The organism is Enterococcus sp. DIV1096b, from assembly GCF_050498765.1.
GTDB lineage: Bacteria > Bacillota > Bacilli > Lactobacillales > Enterococcaceae > Enterococcus_D > Enterococcus_D entomosocium.
The window spans coordinates 1,903,870-1,924,359 of the sequence record NZ_JBMHEK010000001.1; the positions used below are offsets into that span (position 1 = coordinate 1,903,870).

General features: G+C 43.2%; 13 protein-coding genes. 2 read left to right on the plus strand and 11 right to left on the minus strand.

Going from position 1 to position 20,490, the window contains the following annotated elements:
- Positions 1-8: 8 nt before the first annotated feature.
- A complete protein-coding gene (gene glmS, locus IGJ17_RS09075) occupies positions 9-1,820 on the plus strand; it encodes a glutamine--fructose-6-phosphate transaminase (isomerizing) (RefSeq protein ID WP_008382201.1) in 1,812 nt (603 codons plus the stop codon).
- Positions 1,821-2,109: 289 nt separating this feature from the next.
- Here glmS and glmM read toward each other — a convergent pair whose 3' ends face one another.
- From glmM to nifJ, 4 genes are all read right to left on the minus strand, one after another.
- Complete coding sequence (gene glmM, locus IGJ17_RS09080; protein WP_008382200.1) at positions 2,110-3,465, minus strand: phosphoglucosamine mutase; 1,356 nt, start codon at positions 3,463-3,465, stop codon at positions 2,110-2,112.
- A 39-nt stretch (positions 3,466-3,504) separates the two neighbouring features.
- Positions 3,505-4,596, minus strand: coding sequence for a CdaR family protein (locus IGJ17_RS09085; protein ID WP_429961275.1), 1,092 nt, complete (start codon positions 4,594-4,596; stop codon positions 3,505-3,507).
- Positions 4,593-5,474: a diadenylate cyclase CdaA gene (gene cdaA / locus IGJ17_RS09090; protein ID WP_005235688.1), complete on the minus strand. Its 882-nt coding sequence runs from the start codon at positions 5,472-5,474 to the stop codon at positions 4,593-4,595. Before cdaA ends, IGJ17_RS09085 begins: the two co-directional genes overlap by 4 nt.
- A 270-nt stretch (positions 5,475-5,744) precedes the next feature.
- On the minus strand, positions 5,745-9,428 hold the full coding sequence (nifJ, locus tag IGJ17_RS09095; RefSeq protein WP_429961276.1) for a pyruvate:ferredoxin (flavodoxin) oxidoreductase: 3,684 nt from the start codon (positions 9,426-9,428) through the stop codon (positions 5,745-5,747).
- Between the two features lie 227 nt (positions 9,429-9,655).
- Here nifJ and IGJ17_RS09100 point away from each other — a divergent pair, with 227 nt between their 5' ends.
- Positions 9,656-10,171, plus strand: coding sequence for a DsbA family protein (locus IGJ17_RS09100; RefSeq protein WP_016611872.1), 516 nt, complete (start codon positions 9,656-9,658; stop codon positions 10,169-10,171).
- A gap of 88 nt (positions 10,172-10,259) precedes the next feature.
- Here the strand turns inward: IGJ17_RS09100 and whiA are convergent, their stop codons facing one another.
- The 7 genes from whiA to uvrB form a co-directional block, all read right to left on the minus strand.
- Positions 10,260-11,195, minus strand: a complete 936-nt coding sequence (gene whiA / locus IGJ17_RS09105; protein ID WP_005235679.1) for a DNA-binding protein WhiA — start codon at positions 11,193-11,195, stop codon at positions 10,260-10,262.
- Between the two features lie 18 nt (positions 11,196-11,213).
- Positions 11,214-12,215 (minus strand): gluconeogenesis factor YvcK family protein, encoded by a 1,002-nt coding sequence (locus tag IGJ17_RS09110; protein ID WP_008382192.1) that lies wholly within the window; start codon positions 12,213-12,215, stop codon positions 11,214-11,216.
- The gene (gene rapZ / locus IGJ17_RS09115; protein ID WP_005235675.1) at positions 12,212-13,102 is read right to left on the minus strand and encodes an RNase adapter RapZ; all 891 of its coding nucleotides are present in this window, start codon (positions 13,100-13,102) and stop codon (positions 12,212-12,214) included. Before rapZ ends, IGJ17_RS09110 begins: the two co-directional genes overlap by 4 nt.
- Before the next feature lie 113 nt (positions 13,103-13,215).
- Positions 13,216-13,926 (minus strand): amino acid racemase, encoded by a 711-nt coding sequence (locus tag IGJ17_RS09120; protein ID WP_005235674.1) that lies wholly within the window; start codon positions 13,924-13,926, stop codon positions 13,216-13,218.
- Between the two features lie 3 nt (positions 13,927-13,929).
- Positions 13,930-15,183 carry a carboxylate--amine ligase gene (locus tag IGJ17_RS09125; protein WP_086299389.1) on the minus strand — a complete coding sequence of 418 codons (1,254 nt, stop codon included), beginning with the start codon at positions 15,181-15,183 and terminating at the stop codon, positions 13,930-13,932.
- A gap of 308 nt (positions 15,184-15,491) precedes the next feature.
- On the minus strand, positions 15,492-18,308 hold the full coding sequence (uvrA, locus tag IGJ17_RS09130) for an excinuclease ABC subunit UvrA (RefSeq protein ID WP_086299388.1): 2,817 nt from the start codon (positions 18,306-18,308) through the stop codon (positions 15,492-15,494).
- Positions 18,309-18,321: 13 nt separating this feature from the next.
- On the minus strand, positions 18,322-20,313 hold the full coding sequence (gene uvrB / locus IGJ17_RS09135; RefSeq protein ID WP_008382187.1) for an excinuclease ABC subunit UvrB: 1,992 nt from the start codon (positions 20,311-20,313) through the stop codon (positions 18,322-18,324).
- Between the last annotated feature and the right edge of the window lie 177 nt (positions 20,314-20,490).

A 20,490-nucleotide genomic window follows, 5' to 3' on the forward strand; every position in this document is an offset into this window, starting at 1 on the left:
TTATCATTATGTGTGGAATTGTAGGAATCGTAGGAAAATCAAATGCAGAACGAATTATTTTAAACGGATTGGAACGCTTAGAGTATCGGGGCTATGACTCAGCAGGCCTTTATGTCGCTGATCGGACTTCGGATCATTTAGTGAAAGCCCAAGGAAGAATCAAAAACTTGGAAGAAAAAGTGACTTCTGAAGTAACAGGAACGATCGGTATCGGACATACCCGTTGGGCGACCCATGGCAAGCCATCAGAAATGAATGCTCATCCTCACACTTCGGCAAACCAAGCACTCGTTTTGGTTCATAATGGTGTGATCGAAAACTTTGAAGAGCTTCATCAAGAATATTTAAGCAACCACCAGTTTGAAGGTCAAACAGATACCGAAATCGTTGTTCATTTGATTGAAGTGTTGAAAGAGCAAGACAACAGCACGACCAAAGCGGCCTTTAAAAAAGCTTTGTCCTTGATTCGCGGCTCTTATGCCTTTGCTTTAGTAGAAAAAAAAGATCCAGAAACCATTTATGTTGCTAAAAATAAAAGTCCCTTATTGATCGGTTTGGGAGATGGATTTAATGTCATTTGCAGCGATGCCTTAGCAATGCTCGATCAAACGACTCATTTTGTTGAGATCGAAGATGGCGAAATGGTGACCGTAACAGCCGATGCGATCGAAATCGAAGATCCAAAAGGAAACCTTGTGTACCGTGAATCTTATGAAGCACAACTAGATCTGACTGACATCGAAAAAGGAACGTACCCTTACTACATGTTAAAAGAAATCGATGATCAACCAACCGTGATGCGCCGCTTGATCCAAGAATATCAAGGAGAATCCGGTGAAGTAGTAATCGATCCAGCGTTAAAAAACGAACTTTTAGCTAGCGATCGAATCTACATCATCGCATGTGGTACCAGTAATCATGCTGGTTGGGCAGCAAAATCCATTTTAGAAAAGCTAACACAGATCCCTGTTGAGGTTCACTTATCTAGTGAGTTTGGCTACAACATGCCATTGTTGTCAGCAAAACCCTTCTTCTTGTTCTTATCACAAAGTGGTGAAACGGCAGATAGCCGTCAAGTATTAGTGACGATCAACCAGTTAGGTCTTCCTAGTCTCACGATTACCAATGTTGCTGGTTCTACTCTTTCTCGAGAAGCGAACCATACCTTATTGCTTCATGCTGGTCCAGAAATCGCCGTTGCCTCTACAAAAGCATATACCGGACAGATCGCTGTCATGACCTTATTAGCAAAAGCCATTGGTGATGAAAAAGCTGTCCCTGAAGCATTGGATTTTGACGTGTTCCATGAACTAAGCATCGTTGCTTCTGCAATGGAGGCTTTAGTGGATGAAAAAGCTGTTATCAGTCAATTTGCTGAAGATTTTCTTTCCGAAACCCGTAATGCATTTTACATTGGTCGTGGGAATGATTACTATGTATCAATGGAAGCGGCATTGAAATTAAAAGAAATTTCTTATATCCAAGCGGAAGGCTTTGCGGCTGGTGAATTAAAACACGGCACCATCGCGTTGATCGAAGAAGGTACACCAGTGATCGGTGTGATCACGGAAGAAGTGACTGGCTCTCATACGCGAGGCAATTTGAAAGAAGTCGAATCTCGTGGGGCTCACACCCTTGTGATCGTTAGTCAAGAGTTAGCAAAAGCGACTGATCAAATCATTTTGCCAAATGTTCATCCATTGGTAACCAGCTTAGTGGCAGTCGTTCCAACACAGCTGCTGGCTTACTTCGCCACTTTACAACGCGGATTCGATGTTGATAAACCAAGAAACTTAGCAAAATCCGTTACCGTTGAATAGTTTTTAAAAAAACTGAAACCGAATTGGTTATCTTCTGTTTAATAAAAAGAACTCCTCGTTCGATGACTCGATCGTTCCTAGGGGTTCTTTTTTCTTGTTTTATGCACAACAAATCCGAAAAGACTTTTAAAAGCAACTATACTTCGCAAGGCTTGCCCACGGCGTGTTCCCTTTTAAGCGTTGTCGACAAATTCGTTGACAAGTTTCTCTAGTTCGCAAGTTGACTTCTTGCTGGTAAGTAGACAAAAAAGACGAACAAAGAATATCTTTGATCGTCTTACTTCTTCATTTATTCCGCACCGATTTCTTCTCGAACGACCGCTGCGATTTTTTCAACATAGTAATCGACTTTTTCAATGGTTGGTGCTTCTGCCATCACCCGAAGCAATGGTTCTGTTCCTGAAGGACGAACCAAGATACGGCCTTCGCCGTTCATTTCTGCTTCTGTCTCTTCCACGATTTTACGGATAGCTGGAACATCCATCGCACCATTTTTATCTGTCACTCGAATGTTGACAAGTTTTTGTGGATAGATCGTTACCTCTCCTGCTAATTCCGACAGTTTCTTGCCCGTTTGTTTCATGATATTCAATAGTTGAATTCCTGATAGTAAACCGTCACCTGTCGTATTGAAATCCAAGAAAATCATATGCCCTGATTGCTCGCCACCGAAATTATAATCGTTTTTACGCATTTCTTCTACGACATAACGGTCACCGACTTGTGTGATCACATCTTTCAGACCAATTGCTTCCACTGCTTTGTGGAACCCTAAATTGCTCATGACTGTTGTAACGATCGTTCCTTGGTTCAAGCGTTTTTGTTCTGCTAAATATTTTGCACAGATATACATGATCTTATCGCCATCAACGATATTTCCTAGTTCATCAACTGCGATGACCCGATCGCCATCTCCATCAAATGCAAGACCAGCATCGGCCCCTTTTTCAACGACGAATTCGGCTAATGTTTCGGGGTGAGTCGAACCAACACCATCATTGATGTTCAACCCATCTGGGGAAGTTCCCATTGTGAAGAATTCTGTTTCTAGATCGGCAAACAAACGATTAACGCTTGTAGCTGTTGCGCCATTTGCTGCATCGACACAAACCGTGATCCCTTCTAAATCGTCAGGAATCGTTTGACGTAGAAATTGAGAGTATTTCAATAACCCTTCTGGGAACTCATCCACCGTTCCTAAGCCATCGGCAGAAGGTCGAGGAAGTGTATCTTCCGGCGCATCAAGCAATGCTTCAATTTCAGCTTCTTGTTCATCGACTAATTTAAAGCCATCATTTCCGAAGAACTTGATCCCATTGTCTTGTGCAGGATTGTGAGAGGCAGAGATCATCACACCTGCGCTTGCTTTTTGTACTTTCGTCAAGTATGCCACTCCTGGTGTGGAAATAACGCCTAATTGAAATACCTCGATCCCAACGGATAACAAACCAGCAATCAATGCGCTTTCTAGCATTTGTCCAGAAATTCGTGTGTCTCGCCCAACCAATACGCGAGGACGACGGTCCCCGGTTTCATGTTGACTTAGTACATAGCCGCCGTAACGCCCCAATTTAAATGCTAACTCAGGTGTCAATTCCTTGTTAGCTTCTCCTCTAACACCATCAGTACCAAAATATTTTCCCATTTTAATAACCTCTCTTATTCATTCTCTACAGTCAAACGACTAAGAACTACTTGTCGTCGTGCTGCTTGCGGAATTCTCTGTTTGTTCGTTCGTCGTGTCGTCTGTTGAAGAGTTGTCTTGAGAATTCTCACTATTCACTGCTTCATTGCTATCATTGTTTGATTGATTCTCCGTAGTAGCTTCTGCAACCGGTGTGATTTGGATCGTCACGACCGTTGGATTGATTGTTGTCCCCTCAGGCACTGGAATGGTTACTGTCCGTTCCGTCGTTGTCGTGATCTCACTAACGTCCACCGGCACACCGATCTGTTGGGTTTCATCCAAGATTCTTTGTGGTCCTGTCAGAACGGCACTGATACTGCTCATGCGATAAATGTAATGGGAGATCCCGTCTGGAGTTGTCCCTCGTTGTGTAACAAACAATTCAATTTCTTTGCTTGGAGCCTCCATCACCAATGCAACATCTACCGAATCAGGATCCGCGATGATCGCCAATGGATTGTTGTCGCTATCCCAGGCTTCGATGGTTCCATTGACAGTGATCGAATCCCCAGTGATATCATCTGGATTTACGATCGCTACCACTCGGTCGATTTCAGCTAATGTTTGATCGCCAGTTGTGATTTCTACTTTCTGCGGATCGACACTCATTGAATCGACGCCGTAACCACTCGTTGCTCCGTCAGTGGAGATGATGGGTTCAACGGTAAACGTTTGGGTCACTTTTTTCTCGATCGTCACAGTGACTGTTTTTGGTTCGATTTCAGCTGTGACGCTTGAACTAAGATTTTTTACTTCTAAAGGGACCTCATGGGTTCCTTCATCGAGCCCAGTCAAATCAGCTACGACTCGAAAGCTCCGTGTTTCCTCACTACGTTCTGCATTCAATTGTACACGATTTCGACTAGATAAAGTCACATCCACTGTTGTTTCAAATCCTTGGATGAAGTATTCATCCGTGTCGTAGGTGGTCTGAATCGGTACATTTTCGATCTCTTCCTCATAAGGATTTGATGTTCCCGCAAGATTGACTTGCAGACTTGATCCGCTGGCGATGAAAAACAAAACCAGACTAAAGAACAGCGCTAGTATACCATAAAATACGTTTTGACGACGCTCTTTCTTGATCATTTTCTTCCTCCTTTGTTGACCCCTTCAAAGAAAGATTGCAGCAAGTTGCGTTTGCCAGGTTTTTCTTCCGGAACTAATTCGCGATTCAACACGTCGAGATACTCTTGGCGAGAAAGTTCAGTCAACATGCGATTATTTAGCGTAATACTAACGTCGCCGGTTTCTTCTGAGACGATAATGGTCAATGCGTCACTGACTTCTGATATCCCAACAGCTGCTCTATGACGTGTCCCGAATTCTTTCGGAATCAGTGGACTTTCTGACAATGGCAAGTAGGCACTAGCAACAGCGATCTTATCATCTCTTAAAATGACTGCACCATCATGCAGCGGTGTATTAGGAATAAAAATATTGATCAGTAGTTCGCCCGTCACATCCGCATCTAAGGGAATCCCAGTTTCGATGTATTCTTCTAAACCAGTCGTCCGCTCGATCGTGATCAATGCACCGATCTTTCGTTTTGCCATATATTGAACAGCTTTGTCCAGTGCTTGGACCAAAACTTCATCCCGCCGTTTTTCGTTTTTAGAAGTCTTGAAGAAAGAGCTGCGTCCAAGATGCTCTAGCCCCCGTCGAATTTCTGGTTGGAAAATAACAATTGCGGCGATCACCCCATAAGTAATGACTTGATCCATCAACCAAGATAGCGTCTTTAATCCTACGATACCAGCCAAAAACCTTAGAACAATGAACAGTCCGACTCCTTTGAACAACTGGATCGCTTTTGTCCCTCGCACAAGCTGGATAAGCTTATAAACCAAGTACCAAACAACGATCACATCTAAAACATTTACTAAAAAAGACCAAGAAAATATATCAAATGAGAGCAATTCTCTCCAATAATCTAAATTAAAAAAATCCCTGAAATTTATCAACATAAACAGCCTTCCTTTATTCTTAAGACTTCAGATAATAGTATAACATAGGACCTCTTCAAAGATTTGAAAAAAAACAAATTTATGAAAAAGTTTTGAAAAAATAAACAGCTCTTTTATTTAGTTTACCATTATCATGAAATCATTGTTTGTCAAAGGTCTTAGAAGATTTCATCTAAAAGAGCTTCTTGCACGCATTTCATAGGAAAAACAACAAACGACCCTGAAAAAACGTGATAAAGCGTTTTTCCAGGGTCGTTCCTCAGCTAGCGATTATTCTTGCTGACGACGTTTTGCGCGCGCTGCACGCCGTGCTGCTCTTTCAGCGAGCTGTTCTTCGCTTAACGGCTGTTTTTCTCTTCGCACACGCTCCGTTTTTACTGCCATTGGTTGTTCTGTATCAGTACTTACATTTTTTTCAAGCTTTGCTCGAATTTTTTCTTCTTGACCTGCTAAGCGGGCATAGTTATAGAAACGAGTTTTCGCATCTGAAACGGTTTTTTCAAACAAGGCTTGCGCCGCATTGGGATTGGCAGACTGCAAGGAAGCAAATCGGACTTGGGTCTGCATAAAGGCAGGCATTTGATCAAATGCTGGCTTTTTGAAATCGAGCGTCATTGGCTGTTTCCCATTTTCTGCCAACAGCGGGTTATAGCGGTAGAGACTCCAATACCCTGATGCAACTGCTTCTTGCGCTTCTTTCAAGGATTGACGCATTCCGCCAGCAAGACCGTGAGTGATACATGGCGTATAGGCAATGATGATTGACGGTCCCGGGAACCGCTCGGCTTCTTCAAAGGCTTTGATCGTTTGCATTTGATTAGCACCAGATGCGATTTGTGCGACGTAGACATGTCCGTAGGTCATCGCCATCATTCCTAAATCTTTTTTGGAAACAAACTTGCCACTAGCAGCGAATTTAGCAATAGCCGAAGTTGGTGTCGCTTTGGAGACTTGCCCCCCCGTATTGGAATAAACTTCATTATCTAACACAAGAATATTGACATCTGCACCAGAAGCGAGAACATGATCGATACCGCCAAACCCAATATCATATGCCCAGCCATCGCCACCTATCATCCATTGGCTTGGCTTAACAAACAAATCTTTTTCCTGCAGAATTTTGTTCAGCTGAGGTGTCGTGGAAGCCTCAGCTTCTAAGGCGGCGATCAATTTTGCTGCTCGCTGCTGTGTCCCAGCACTTTCTTCTCGATGAAGGTCCCAATCATCAATCAAAGCCTGCAATTCTTCTGATACAGCGGCTTTCAATGACTGCAACTGGGCTGCTAATTTCTCCCGTCGGGTTTGGTTGGCTAAGAACATGCCATAGCCATATTCGGCATTGTCTTCAAACAGCGAGTTTGACCAAGCTGGACCCTGTCCTAAGTGATTGGTTGTATAAGGGGATACTGGTGAGGTTCCACCCCAAATCGAAGAGCAGCCGGTCGCATTGGCGATCATCATGCGATCACCAAACATTTGGGTCAGAAGTTTGACATAAGGGGTTTCCCCACAGCCCGCACAAGCACCAGAGAACTCCAATAAGGGCTTATTGAATTGGGAGCCCAAAACAGTTCCTGGTTTTGCTGGATTTTCCTTTTGGCGTAAAGTCATCGCAAAAGCCCAATTTAAAGCTTGCTCTTTTTGTTCTTCGTAAGGACGCATCGTCAAGGCTTTCCCTTTGGCGGGACATGCCTCCACACAAAGGCCGCAACCTGTACAATCTTCAACGGAAACTTGAATTCGATATTTTTGGCCGTTCGCTCCTCGCATCTCTCTGACGATAAAGCCTTCCGGTGCTTCGGTTAATTCATCTTCATCTGCCAAAAACGGGCGGATCGCCGCATGAGGACAGACGAAGGCACACTCATTGCACATGGTACAGCGATCTGATAGCCACTCAGGCACTTCAACAGCGACGCCCCGCTTCTCAACCGCTGTTGTCCCGACAGGGATCACCCCTTCAGTCATTTGGTTCCTTACGAGGGTGCCGACGGATAGTTGATTGCCTTCTTGACGGTTGATGGGTTCCACGATTTCCCGCACAAATTGTGTCATAGCAGTGGATGTCCTTTCCGGCACTTCGATTGTTGCCCACTCGCTTGGAACAGGGATTTCTTGTAATAATTCGATGGTGCGATCAATGGCTGCTTGGTTCTTTTCAACGATCGCCATCGATTTGTGCCGATAACTTTTCAGCGCCTCTTCTTTTAAAATCGGCAAGATTTCCTCGGTCGGAATGATGTTTGCCAAGTAAAAGAAGGCTGTTTCCATCGCGGTATTGATCCGCCCACCTAAGCCAACTTCCATTGCCAACTGCATGGCGTTGATGGTATAAAAACGGATCTCGTTTTCAGCAAGATAACGTTTCATCTTCTTCGGTAGATTATTTAAAATTTGCTCTTGTGACCAGGTCGTATTTAATAAAAAGGTTCCGCCTTTTTTGAGTCCTTTCAGCAAATCATACGTATGCAAATACGCAGGCGTATGACATGCAACGAAATCCGCGTGTTCGATCAGATAGGTAGAACGAATGGGGGTATCCCCAAATCGCAGATGGGAAACCGTTAGACCACCAGATTTTTTCGAATCATAGTGGAAATAGCCTTGCACATATTTTTCGGTATGATCACCGATGATTTTGATTGCTGACTTATTCGCCCCAACGGTCCCATCAGAGCCGAATCCCCAGAATTTCGCTTGGAAGGTGGATGGATCAGTTAGATCTAGCGTGCCTTTTGAGGGCAACGACAATTGCGTCACATCATCCGTGATCCCAATGGTGAAGCGTTTCTTTTGGCTCGCTTTTGGCTTAATCAATTCGTCATAAACGGCAACGATTTGATCAGGCGTTACATCTTTTGACCCAAGACCATAGCGTCCACCAATGATCGTCGGCCGAATCGCTGCATCATACATGGCACTTTGCACATCCAAAAGCAAAGACTCTCCGTTGGCACCAGGTTCTTTGCTGCGATCCAATACAGCGATACTTTTGACGGTAGCAGGCATTTTTTCTAAGAAGACTTCTAATGGGAATGGTCGATACAGATGGATCGACAAGACTCCCACCTTGCGTCCAGAAGCGTACAAATGATCCACCGTTTGCTGGATCGTTTGCGTCGAGGACCCCATCGAAACGATAACTTCTTCGGCGTCCGCAGCACCATAATAATCCACTAAATCATAGTTGGTTCCTCTTAAAGCATTGATTTTCTTCATGTAAAAACGAACGATCTCAGGCAATGTTTGATAGTGCTGATTGATCGTTTCCCGCTGTTGAAAATGGATATCAGGATTTTGATTCGTCCCACTCGTTGTTGGGTGATTCGGATTCATCGCTTTTTGACGAAAAGCAGCCAACTTTTCATGATTAACCAGTTGTGCGAGTTCTTCATAGTCCAGCACCTCGATTTTTTGAATCTCGTGACTGGTTCGGAAACCATCAAAAAAGTTTAAAAATGGAATGTTGGCTTCAATTGCTGCTAAATGAGCGACTGGCGCTAAATCCATTACTTCTTGAACACTGCTTTCCGCTAGCATAGCAAAGCCTGTTTGTCGAGTGGCCATTACGTCGGTATGATCTCCGAAAATATTCAAGGCATTGGTTGTTACTGCTCGGCTGGCGACATGAAAGACGCCTGGCAGCATTTCCCCAGCAATCTTGTACATATTTGGTACCATTAACAAAAGTCCCTGAGATGCCGTATAGGTCGTCGTTAAGGCACCGGTTTTTAATGAGCCGTGAACCACACCCGCCGCCCCTGCTTCAGATTGCATTTCAACCACTTTCACCGGCTGCCCAAAAAGATTATGCTTTCCCTGAGCAGACCACTGATCCACTAATTCAGCCATGGTTGAACTAGGGGTTATCGGATAGATCGCCGCAAGTTCCGTAAAGGCATAGGAAATATAGGCAGCTGCCGTATTGCCATCCATTGTTTTTCTTTTTCTCATCTATATAACTTCCTTTAATCATCATTTTGCACAATAAAACACAATTCATTATAGCTGAAAATCAAGGAATATAAAAGCACCGGCTGGGTAATTTTCTTTATTTCGTGAAACGAAATACATAGTATTTAGCTAATTTCCCTCCTCATTTCACAGACTCGGATCAAAAGACCTGAGGCTTTTCTTTCAGTAGAAACTTCGGTAAACTAAAAGAAAAAGGAGGAATCTTAATGGATATTTCAATCATCAAAGCACAAGAAACAAATGCGGTAACAGGGATACATATCGGAGACCCTTCCGCTAAACCGATCGTCGAATTTATGAATTTGCGTTGTCCTTATTGTCGGCAATGGTTTGAGGAATCGTTACCGATCTTAAGTGAAGCTGTCACAGCTGGGAAACTACGCCGTGTCATCAAATTATTCGACAAAGAAAAAGAATCATTGCAACGAGGCAATGTGATGCATCGGTTTGTTTCCAGTACAGATCCTCAGGCAACGATCGCTGAGATTACAAAAATTTATCAAACACAAGACGAATGGGGTCATTTATCTTTAAATGAAGTGGCAGAATATGCGAAAAATACCTTAGGGCTATCTGAACAAAATCATCCTGCGATCGCCGGAGAAATTGTGGAAGAAGCGAAAAACGCCAACATTCAATTTGTGCCAACGATTATCTTAGATGGGCACATTTTTGATGAATCGATCACTGCTGAGGAATTAACTGCATTGATCAATGAGTAACCACAAATAAAAGAGCAGGAGCAGATTTGACGCGAACATCCACGTCAAATCTGCTCCTGCTCTTTTGATTCATTTTTATTCCATTCGACTAGCTGACTTGTTCACGAAGATGATCGGCAAATTCGTTGATTTTTCGAATGCGATGATTGATCCCTGATTTCGAGATCGCTCCTGATGGAATCATTTCTCCTAGCTCTTTCAAGCTGACCTCGGGATGTTCCAAACGTAATTCGGCGATTTCTTGCAGCTTTTCAGGTAGAGCTTGCAAGCCAACTCGATCTTGAATAAACTCGATATTGTCGATCTGCTTCGAAGCAGCATCGATCGTTTTGTTCATATTGGCGGTTTCACAATTCACCAAACGGTTGACTGAGTTACGCATGTCTCGCACGATCCGCACGTCCTCGAATTTCAACATGGAATTGGTGGCGCCGATCAGTGTCAAAAAATCAGCGATTTTCTCAGCGCCTTTCAAGTAAGAAATATACCCATTTCTACGTTCTAATGCACGGGCATTCAAACCATATGCGTTTAGCATATCGCAAATATCTTGGTTATGCTCCTCGTAGATGGAATAAATCTCTAAGTGATAGCGGCTAGTTTCTGGATTGTTGATCGATCCTGATGCCATGAAAGCCCCTCGTAAATAGGAACGCATTTTTTGAGTATTGCCCATGATCTCATCAGAAACATGGCTTTGAAACATCAGCCCGTCCATGATATCTAAGTCCAAAAGCACGCGCTTTGTCTCTTGCTTCAAACGAACGATGTAGACGTTGTTCTTTTTTAATTTCATTTTGCGACGGACCAGCAACTCGCTGCGCACGTCGTAATGATCTTTTAGTAAAGAGTAGATGCGTCTGGCAATCGCCGCGTTTTCTGTTTGAACGTTTAAAACAAATTGCTGGTTGTTGATACTTAATGACCCATTCATCCGAATCAAAGCTGCCAGTTCTGCCTTGGCATGTTCGCGATGAACTTCTAATGCAGTCAATTCTTTTTTTACTTCTGCTGCAAAGGACATTAAAAAATCCCTCCTTTCTTAGATTTTGGCCCCGTAAACGATACGTAGAAGTTCTTCAATCACTTTATCTCCGTCATGAAAAACTCCGCCATCTCTAAGCTCCAGAAAGTCAGCTGAAATGACACGGCTGGCTTCTTCTCGCAGTCCTTGGAAATCGTGTTTCACTTGTACAAGATATTCATCATAAATCTCTGGGTCCATATATCCTTCTGGAACTTTCTCGGTGTTGACTAACACCGTATCAATAAAGGGTTTGCCTAAATGCTTATGCAAGACTCGCACATGGTCGGCATCACTAAAGTGTTCGGTTTCACCTTTTTGGGTCATGATATTACAAATATAAACCGTTTCAGCTTGTGTTTCCAACATTGCTTGGCCGATCTCGCTGATCATGAGATTGGGCAAAATACTAGTAAAGAGACTACCAGGACCCAAGACGATCATATCTGCCTCCATAATTGAAGAAACAACTTTACGAGCTGCTTTCGGCTCATCATTGTTTTCTTGATTACGAACAAAGACCCGTTCGATCGTTTTGCGATCAACCGCGATTTTGGACTCGCCTACCGCTTCGGTGCCGTCTTTAAAAACAGCGTGCAACACCAATGGCAGATCTGAGGAAGGATATACTCGTCCATCGATATGCATGATTTTCGACAAAATTTGAATGGCTTCATAGGTACTGCTACGCATTTCAGCAATCGCCGCAATAATCAAGTTCCCAAGGGCATGATTGGCTAAAAATTTGTCTTCCGCTTTAAAACGGTATTGAAAAATATCATTATACAATTGCGGCATATCAGATAGAGCCGCCAGAACATTGCGCAGATCCCCCGGTGGTGAAATAGAGGAAACCAAATTGCGGATCTCGCCGCTGCTACCGCCATCATCAGCGACCGTAACGATCGCTGTGATGTCGACACCTTGATTCCGCAAGCTCTTCAGGATGACTGGTAACCCAGTTCCGCCACCTACCACAACGATCTTCGGCTTTCTGATCCGGTACGTTTTCATTTTCATGAACGATTCACCGTCTCTTTGCGCTTATCTTTGTCGCGATGAGTAATATTGACGCGATAGTCTTCTGCCAAAACCGCACCGATGCGCTCCGATAATGCAACCGAACGGTGTTGACCCCCAGTACAGCCGATAGCCACCGTCAAGCTGCTTTTGCCTTCCTTCACATAGCCTGGCATGATCGTTTGCAACAGTGTACTAAATTGCTGATAGAATTCTTCCGTTTCTGGAAAAGACATGACGTAATCATACACGGGTTCATCTTTACCCGTTAAAGGACGCAACTCTGGAATGTAATGGGGATTCGGTAAGAAACGAACATCCATCACGATATCAGCATCGATCGGCAAGCCATACTTGAAGCCAAACGAAAGTATTTCAATACGAAACCCTGTCTCATGAGAAGCACGAAATTCTTGATTGATTTTTTCTCTCAGTTGCCGTGGGGTCAACGTCGTTGTGTCGATAACAATACTGGCACGCGTCTTCAAATCGTTTAAGATCGCTCGCTCTTTGCGAATGCCTTCCGTAACTAAGCCATCCATCGCTAATGGATGTGCTCTTCTCGTTTCCTTATATCTTGACACCAATTCATTGTCCGATGCATCTAAAAAGAGCATCCGTGTGTCGATAAAATTCGTGTTTTCAATATCGATCAGCATACTTTGGATTTCTTCAAAAAACGATCTTGAACGCAGATCGACAACTAAGGCAATTTTTGTCACTTTTCCTGATTCTTTGATCAGTTCCCAAAATTTAGGGATCAAGCTTGGGGGCATATTGTCGATACAAAAGTACCCCATATCTTCAAAACTCTGGATAGCGACCGTTTTGCCGGCTCCGCTCATCCCAGTAATAATGACCAATTCTAAATGATCCACTTCAGTCATAGGTAAAACTCCTTTCTGAAACAACTCTATTATATCATGCCGGGCGTATCATTGGAACACCGGCATAAAAAAAGACGTTAGCTCAAAAAATGCCGCTAACGTCGCTATCAGCTTTAGATTGCTTGGCGATTTGCCAATGCTTTTTCAATCGTCCGATCAACTAAAATGGATTGGGCATCCACGACTGGATAAGGATTGTCAGTCACAAATTCATCCATTAAGGACAACTCGGTACATCCAAGCACTACGCTTTCACAGCCGATGCGTTCGGTGACTTCTTCCAGTATCTCAAAGTAAAGTTCTTGATCCAAATGATCATTTTCTTTGATTCGATCATAGATCAATGTATTGACCTTTTTTTGGATCGCTGGCTCCGGAAGATAAACGTCGAGTCCCAACTGGCGCAATTCTTTCTCATAGATGCCGGCTTTGACACTGCCTTCTGTCCCAAGAAAGGCCACTTTTCCAGTGACGCCTTTTTCAAAAACGACTTTCGCTGCCTCACGAGGCATATGCAAAATCTCGATCTCAGTAGCCGCTTGCAGCTCATCAAAAAAATAATGGGCGGTGTTACAAGTCAACACAATAAAATTAGGCTTTAACAAATTTTGTTTTTCGATGTCGTCCATTAAATAAGGAACAGGGTTTTCTAACGTATTGTCTAAAATATATGCCGTCCGATCCGGGACTGTCGCATGATTGAATAAAACATAGTTCAAGTAATCTTGGTCTTTATGGGTCTGTGTCCGTCGGTTTAAAATGCGGACGAAACTTTCCGTCGCTAACGTTCCCATGCCACCTAAAATACTAAAAAAATTCTCCATCTTCTAGCCTTCTTTCGTATGGAAATACGTTTTGAATCGTTTGTTGTATAGATGGAACATTCTCTTTAATAGAATCCAACGCTTCAGCGATAAGTCTTCTTTATAAAAGACGGTCGTTCCCCAGCGATTGTCTGCTAATAATTTTTTTGCTCGTTCTTTCGCAGGATTTTCTTTTGCGTAAGTCAAGAAGATGTTTTTTGGTACCCCTAGCCATAATTTCGCCTCCGGCGCGTCAGCTTTGCCATAAACCGTTTCTGTGTAAGGTTTTTCGAAGACTAAATCTTCAGTGATAAACTTTGCCAAATTCAATCCGCTTAAGGTAATAAAGAAACTGCTTCTTCCTTGACGCAAGTTGATTTCAAATAATTTATATTGCCCGTCGCGCGCATCATATTTCAAGTCAAAATTGGCAAATCCAACATACTCGATCTCTTTTAAAAACTTACGAATCATTTGATAGATTTGATCATTTTCATCTGGAATGATCACGACATAATTCCCAACAGCGCCAGGGGTTGGGTCTTCTAGTAAAGGATGACCTAAGCCCATCACACGAACTTCGTGATTCTCATCAACATAGGCATTTAAAACCCGCATGTTGCTGTCATCACCGGGAATAAAATCTTGGACGATCATTTCATATTGATAACCCGCTTGATAAATGCGAGAAACGATTTCTTCAAATTCTATTCGATTATCAATAATAAAGGCTTTTTTGCGTCCTTCAAAATCAACTGACAGCCATGCTACACTATTTGCCGGTTTCAATGCCACAGGAAAATCAAAAGGCAACTCTCCTTTGAACGTTCCTTCCGTCAACAGTTCAGGCGTTAAAATGAAGGTCTTAGGATAAGGCAAGCCATATTCCTCGCAGACTTCGTAAAAGCTGACTTTGTTGATCAACCTTTTTAGTAAAGAATAATCGTTAGCGATAAAGGTATAATAGGGCGCCAATTCTTCTTTATGCTTCGCCAACAGTTCCGCATAACCATCGCCGCAAGGAATCAACAAATATTTCATTGCAGGATCATTGTAAGTATTTTTTCCTAACTTGATCAACGTCTCAGTGAATCCGGGATCATGGTCAAAACCTTCCACTTGATTGATTTTTACAATTTTACTAAAGCGGGTTGGTGCAAGTTCGGCGCCTGCATAGGCAACTGATTGAATACCATATGCTTCGTGGAACGCTCTGGCCATACCATAAACATTCATATCGCTTCCTAATAATATGGGAAGAAAATTTTCCTGACTCATCAAAAATCACTCTCTCTTTTGAATACGAAAAACGACCTCTCTCGTTTCGTTTGATTACAATAGCATTATAATACCACAAAGAAAAAAGCAATCAAAGTATCTATCTTTGATTGCTTTCTCCCACTTTGAACGGATAGAACTTATAGGCAGTTTATTCAATGCGAATATACGTATACCTATTGCTATTCTATCAAATAAAATTTTGATTTCAAGCCCTTATCATGAAATTTGCAGATATTTCACGCTTCCTTAAACTTTAGCGAAACCTATTGACAGACAAGTGAAAAAGTGAGTGCTTTTTCATCTGCTTAAAGGACTTTTTTCAAATAATGACCGGTGTAGCTGTCTGAAACCGCAGCAATTTCTTCTGGTGTACCAGTTGCAATGATCGTGCCACCGCCTTCGCCACCTTCTGGACCTAGGTCAATCACATGGTCCGCTGATTTGATGACATCCAAGTTGTGTTCGATCACTAAAACGGTGTTGCCAGCGTCGACAAATCGTTCCAAAACTTTCAACAAACGGGCAATATCATCCGTATGCAGACCAGTCGTCGGTTCATCTAAGATATAAAAACTCTTGCCATTGGAATTTTTGTGCAGTTCACTGGCAAGCTTCATCCGTTGCGCTTCCCCACCAGACAAAGTAGTCGCTGGTTGTCCCATAGTGACATAACCTAAACCGACATCGACGATCGTTTGCAATTTTCGATGGATTTTGGGAATATGTTGGAAAAATTCCACTGCATCTTCCACGGTCATATCTAAGATTTCCGAAATATTTTTTCCTTTGTAATGAACTTCTAACGTTTCTGAGTTATAACGTTTGCCATGACAAACCTCACAAGGTACGTAGACATCAGGTAAGAAGTGCATCTCGATCTTGATGATTCCGTCCCCTTTACATGCTTCACAGCGTCCACCTTTTACATTAAAACTAAAGCGGCCTTTTTTATAACCACGGACTTTCGCCTCATTGGTTTTAGCAAATAAATCACGAATGTCATCAAAGACACTGGTATACGTTGCCGGATTGCTTCGAGGTGTCCGACCAATCGGGCTCTGATCGATATCGATCAATTTCTCAATAGCTTCATAACCAGTAATGGTTTTAAAGCGGCCAGGTTTGTTCGAATTCCGATTGATTTTTTGCGCCAAGGCTTTTTTCAAAATTTCATTGACTAATGTTGATTTACCAGAGCCAGAGACCCCTGTAACTGCGACGAACTTTCCTAATGGAAAATCGACCGAAATGTTTTTCAAGTTATTCTCGGAGGCACCGGTCACACGAATCTTTTCACCATTGCCTTTGCGGCGTTCCGTCGGTGTTGGGATTTCTCGTTTTCCAGATAAGTATTGACCTGTTAAAGAAGACTCATTGGCAGCGACTTCATCGGGAGTGCCTGCAGCGACGATCTCGCCACCTGCATGTCCTGCACCCGGACCGACATCGATCAAGTAGTCTGCTGCCCGCATCGTGTCTTCGTCATGCTCAACGACAATCAGGGTATTCCCGAGATCACGCATTTTCCGCAATGAATCTAGCAAGCGATCATTGTCTCGTTGGTGAAGACCGATCGATGGCTCATCAAGAATGTAAAGCACCCCAGACAGATTGGAGCCGATTTGTGTTGCCAAGCGAATTCGTTGCGCTTCCCCACCAGAGAGTGTGCCTGACGCACGACTCAAGGTCAAATAGTCCAATCCGACATTTTTTAAGAAGCTTAAACGATCATCGACTTCTTTCACGATCGGACGTGCAATCATTTGCTCTTGTTCCGTTAGTTTCAATTCTTCGACAAAGTTCAAGGCATTGTTGATCGCCATCTCACTCATTTCACCAATATGCTTCCCATTGACTTGCACGCACAGCGCTTGAGGGTTCAAGCGATAGCCATGACAGGTTTTACAAGTCAACTCTGTCATGTACAAACGCATTTGATCACGGGTAAAATCAGAGTTGGTTTCATGATAACGGCGTTTGATATTTGGTAAGATCCCTTCAAAAGCGACCTCAACATCACGCACCCCACCAAAATCATTCTCATAATGGAAATGGAACATCTCCCCATTCGAACCATTCAAGATAATATCTCTGTGTTCTTCTGGCAATTCTTCAAATGGTGTGTCCATATCGATATTGAATTCTTGACAGGCTTGTTCCAGCATTTGCGGATAATATTGTGAACTGATTGGATTCCATGGCAATAGTGCGCCTTCACGCAACGTTTTGCTTTGATCGGGAATCACTAAGTCGACATCGACTTCTAGCTTCACGCCAAGACCATCACAGTCTGGACAAGCACCAAAAGGCGCGTTGAATGAAAAGAGGCGTGGTTCTAATTCTCCAACCGTAAAACCGCAATAAGGACAAGAATAATGTTCACTGAAGAGCATTTCTTTTTGGCCGATCACATCGACTACCGCATAGCCGTCCGCTAACCGTAATGCCGCTTCAAAAGAATCAAACAGGCGTGAACGTATGCCTTCCTTCACAACAATCCGGTCGATGATGATGGCAATATCGTGCTTTTTATTTTTTTCTAATTCAGGCGCTTCAGAAACATCATAGACTTCACCGTCTACGCGCATCCTTACATAGCCTTCTCTTTGGATACGTTCGAAGACTTTTTTGTGCTGCCCTTTCTTTTGATAAACGATCGGTGCCAACAATTGGATCTTGGTGCGTTCTGGTAATGCCAAAACTTCATCCACCATCTGCTCAACCGACTGACTAGTGATCTCGATGTGATCATTTGGACAAATCGGGTGACCGATTCTAGCGTAAAGAAGCCGCAGATAATCATTGATTTCAGTAACCGTCCCTACTGTTGATCGCGGGTTCTTGCTGGTGGTTTTTTGATCGATAGAAATCGCTGGACTAAGTCCATCAATGCTATCTACGTCTGGTTTATCCATTTGACCTAAAAACTGACGGGCATACGCCGATAGACTTTCTACATATCGGCGTTGTCCTTCGGCATACAACGTATCAAAAGCTAAGGAGCTTTTCCCTGAACCCGAAAGACCAGTAACAACAACGAGTTGGTCTCTGGGAATCGTCACATCGATATTTTTTAAATTATGGGCCCGTGCCCCATGGATCACGATTTTATCATTTGCCATAGTGTTTCTCCTTCTAATCAGCAGCTTTTAGCTCAAGAATAGTATCTCTTAAGGTAGCAGCCGTTTCAAAATCCAATGCTTTCGCAGCATCTTTCATCTCTTTTTCTAGCTTCAGCAACAAGGTTGCTTTTTCCTCACGACTCAGTTCTTCATAAGAAGTCGTGGTGTATTCACCGGTCTCTTCTGCCACTTTTGTGATCGCGATCAGATCGCGAATTTCTTTAATAATGGTTTTCGGTACGATCCCATGTTCTTCGTTGTAGGCTTCTTGGATACTTCGGCGTCGCGCCGTTTCATCGATCGCTCGCTGCATCGAATCAGTCATTTTATCAGCGTACATGATTACTTTTCCTTCAGAGTTTCGGGCTGCCCGTCCAATGGTTTGGACTAAGGAGCGTTCGCTGCGCAGGAAGCCTTCCTTATCGGCATCAAGAATCGCAACCAGAGAAACTTCCGGCACGTCTAACCCTTCTCGCAGTAAGTTGATTCCGACCAGTACATCAAATTCACCGAGGCGCAGGTCTCGAATGATCTCTGTTCGTTCCAATGTTTTGATGTCACTGTGCAAGTATTTGACTTTGATCCCTAATTCTTTGAAGTAATCCGTCAAATCTTCAGACATTTTTTTCGTCAAGGTCGTCACAAAGACCCGTTCATTTCGCTCGACGCGCTCATTGATTTCTCCCACGAGGTCGTCAATTTGACCCATGATCGGTCGTACTTCGATCACCGGATCTAACAGACCAGTTGGTCGAATGATTTGTTGAACGACGGTATCGGTTTGATCGTATTCATAGGGGCCAGGTGTTGCTGACACATAGACGATTTGATTGACATGTTTCTCAAATTCTTCCAAGCGTAACGGACGGTTGTCCAGTGCAGAAGGCAAACGGAAGCCATAATCCACTAACATTTGTTTTCTAGCACGGTCACCATTATACATCCCACGAACTTGGGGCATCGTTACGTGTGATTCGTCGATTACTAATAGAAAATCATCTGGGAAGAAATCCAATAACGTATAAGGCGGTTCGCCTTCTTTTCGTCCATCCATGTGGCGAGAGTAGTTTTCGATTCCTGAGGTATACCCCATTTCTCGCATCATCTCAATATCATAGTTGGTTCGCTGCTCTAAACGCTGTGCTTCCAGCAGCTTATTTTCTGCTCGCAAAACTTTCAGTCGTTCATCGAGTTCACTTTGGATTGAAGCGATCGCATGTTCCATATGGTCTTCATTGGTCACAAAGTGGGTTGCCGGAAAGATCGACACATGTTCGGTGTCACTCATGATCTCGCCCGTCAAGGCATCAACTTCACGAATCCGATCGATTTCATCGCCAAAAAACTCAATGCGCAACGCTCGCTCATCACGAGAAGCTGGGAAAATCTCCACAACATCGCCGCGCACGCGAAAACGCCCCCGTTGAAAATCGATGTCGTTTCGTTCAAATTGGATCTCGATCAATTCTTTTAATAGTTGATCCCGAGACTTTTCCATCCCTACTCGTAAAGAAACAACTTGTCTTGCATACTCGATCGGCGAACCTAAACCGAAAATACAAGAGACAGAAGCGACAACAATCACATCGTTTCTCTCTAATAAAGAACTTGTCGCCGAGTGACGGAGCTTATCGATTTCATCGTTGACACTGGAGTCTTTTTCGATGTATGTATCACTGGAAGGAACATACGCTTCTGGTTGATAGTAATCATAGTAACTGACAAAATACTCGACTGCATTATTTGGAAAGAAATCCTTAAACTCGCCATATAATTGTCCAGCCAATGTTTTATTATGGGCAATGATCAATGTCGGTTTATTGACTTCCTTGATTAGATTAGAAATCGTATAAGTCTTACCGGTCCCAGTGGCTCCCAACAAAATCTGTGCTTTTTTTCCACCGACCACCCCGTCAACCAATTGATGGATCGCTTCTGGTTGATCCCCAGCTGGTTGATATTTTGATACTAAGTCAAATTCATGGGAAGTTGTTCTTTCGATCATCTTCATTCCCCCTCGATTATTCTAAACGACAACAAAAAAAGAAAAACTCGCTGCCGCTTTTCCATAAATAAGTATATCATAGCGAACATACTTTCGCCATCATTTGCTATGAAAGTTTCATGCGATTAAGCATAACTTAACATGTTTGATTTTCTAACATCTAATGTGAGGTTTAAA

Excerpts from the sequence above, each read along its gene's own strand:
- uvrB (WP_008382187.1), bottom strand. The coding sequence starts at position 20,313 with ATGATCGAAAGAACAACTTCCCATGAATTTGACTTAGTATCAAAATAT.
- IGJ17_RS09110 (WP_008382192.1), bottom strand. The coding sequence starts at position 12,215 with ATGAAAATGAAAACGTACCGGATCAGAAAGCCGAAGATCGTTGTGGTA.
- IGJ17_RS09100 (WP_016611872.1), top strand. The coding sequence starts at position 9,656 with ATGGATATTTCAATCATCAAAGCACAAGAAACAAATGCGGTAACAGGG.
- IGJ17_RS09125 (WP_086299389.1), bottom strand. The coding sequence starts at position 15,183 with ATGAGTCAGGAAAATTTTCTTCCCATATTATTAGGAAGCGATATGAAT.
- cdaA (WP_005235688.1), bottom strand. The coding sequence starts at position 5,474 with ATGTTGATAAATTTCAGGGATTTTTTTAATTTAGATTATTGGAGAGAA.
- nifJ (WP_429961276.1), bottom strand. The coding sequence starts at position 9,428 with ATGAGAAAAAGAAAAACAATGGATGGCAATACGGCAGCTGCCTATATT.
- glmM (WP_008382200.1), bottom strand. The coding sequence starts at position 3,465 with ATGGGAAAATATTTTGGTACTGATGGTGTTAGAGGAGAAGCTAACAAG.
- uvrA (WP_086299388.1), bottom strand. The coding sequence starts at position 18,308 with ATGGCAAATGATAAAATCGTGATCCATGGGGCACGGGCCCATAATTTA.
- IGJ17_RS09120 (WP_005235674.1), bottom strand. The coding sequence starts at position 13,926 with ATGGAGAATTTTTTTAGTATTTTAGGTGGCATGGGAACGTTAGCGACG.
- whiA (WP_005235679.1), bottom strand. The coding sequence starts at position 11,195 with ATGTCCTTTGCAGCAGAAGTAAAAAAAGAATTGACTGCATTAGAAGTT.
- rapZ (WP_005235675.1), bottom strand. The coding sequence starts at position 13,102 with ATGACTGAAGTGGATCATTTAGAATTGGTCATTATTACTGGGATGAGC.
- IGJ17_RS09085 (WP_429961275.1), bottom strand. The coding sequence starts at position 4,596 with ATGATCAAGAAAGAGCGTCGTCAAAACGTATTTTATGGTATACTAGCG.
- glmS (WP_008382201.1), top strand. The coding sequence starts at position 9 with ATGTGTGGAATTGTAGGAATCGTAGGAAAATCAAATGCAGAACGAATT.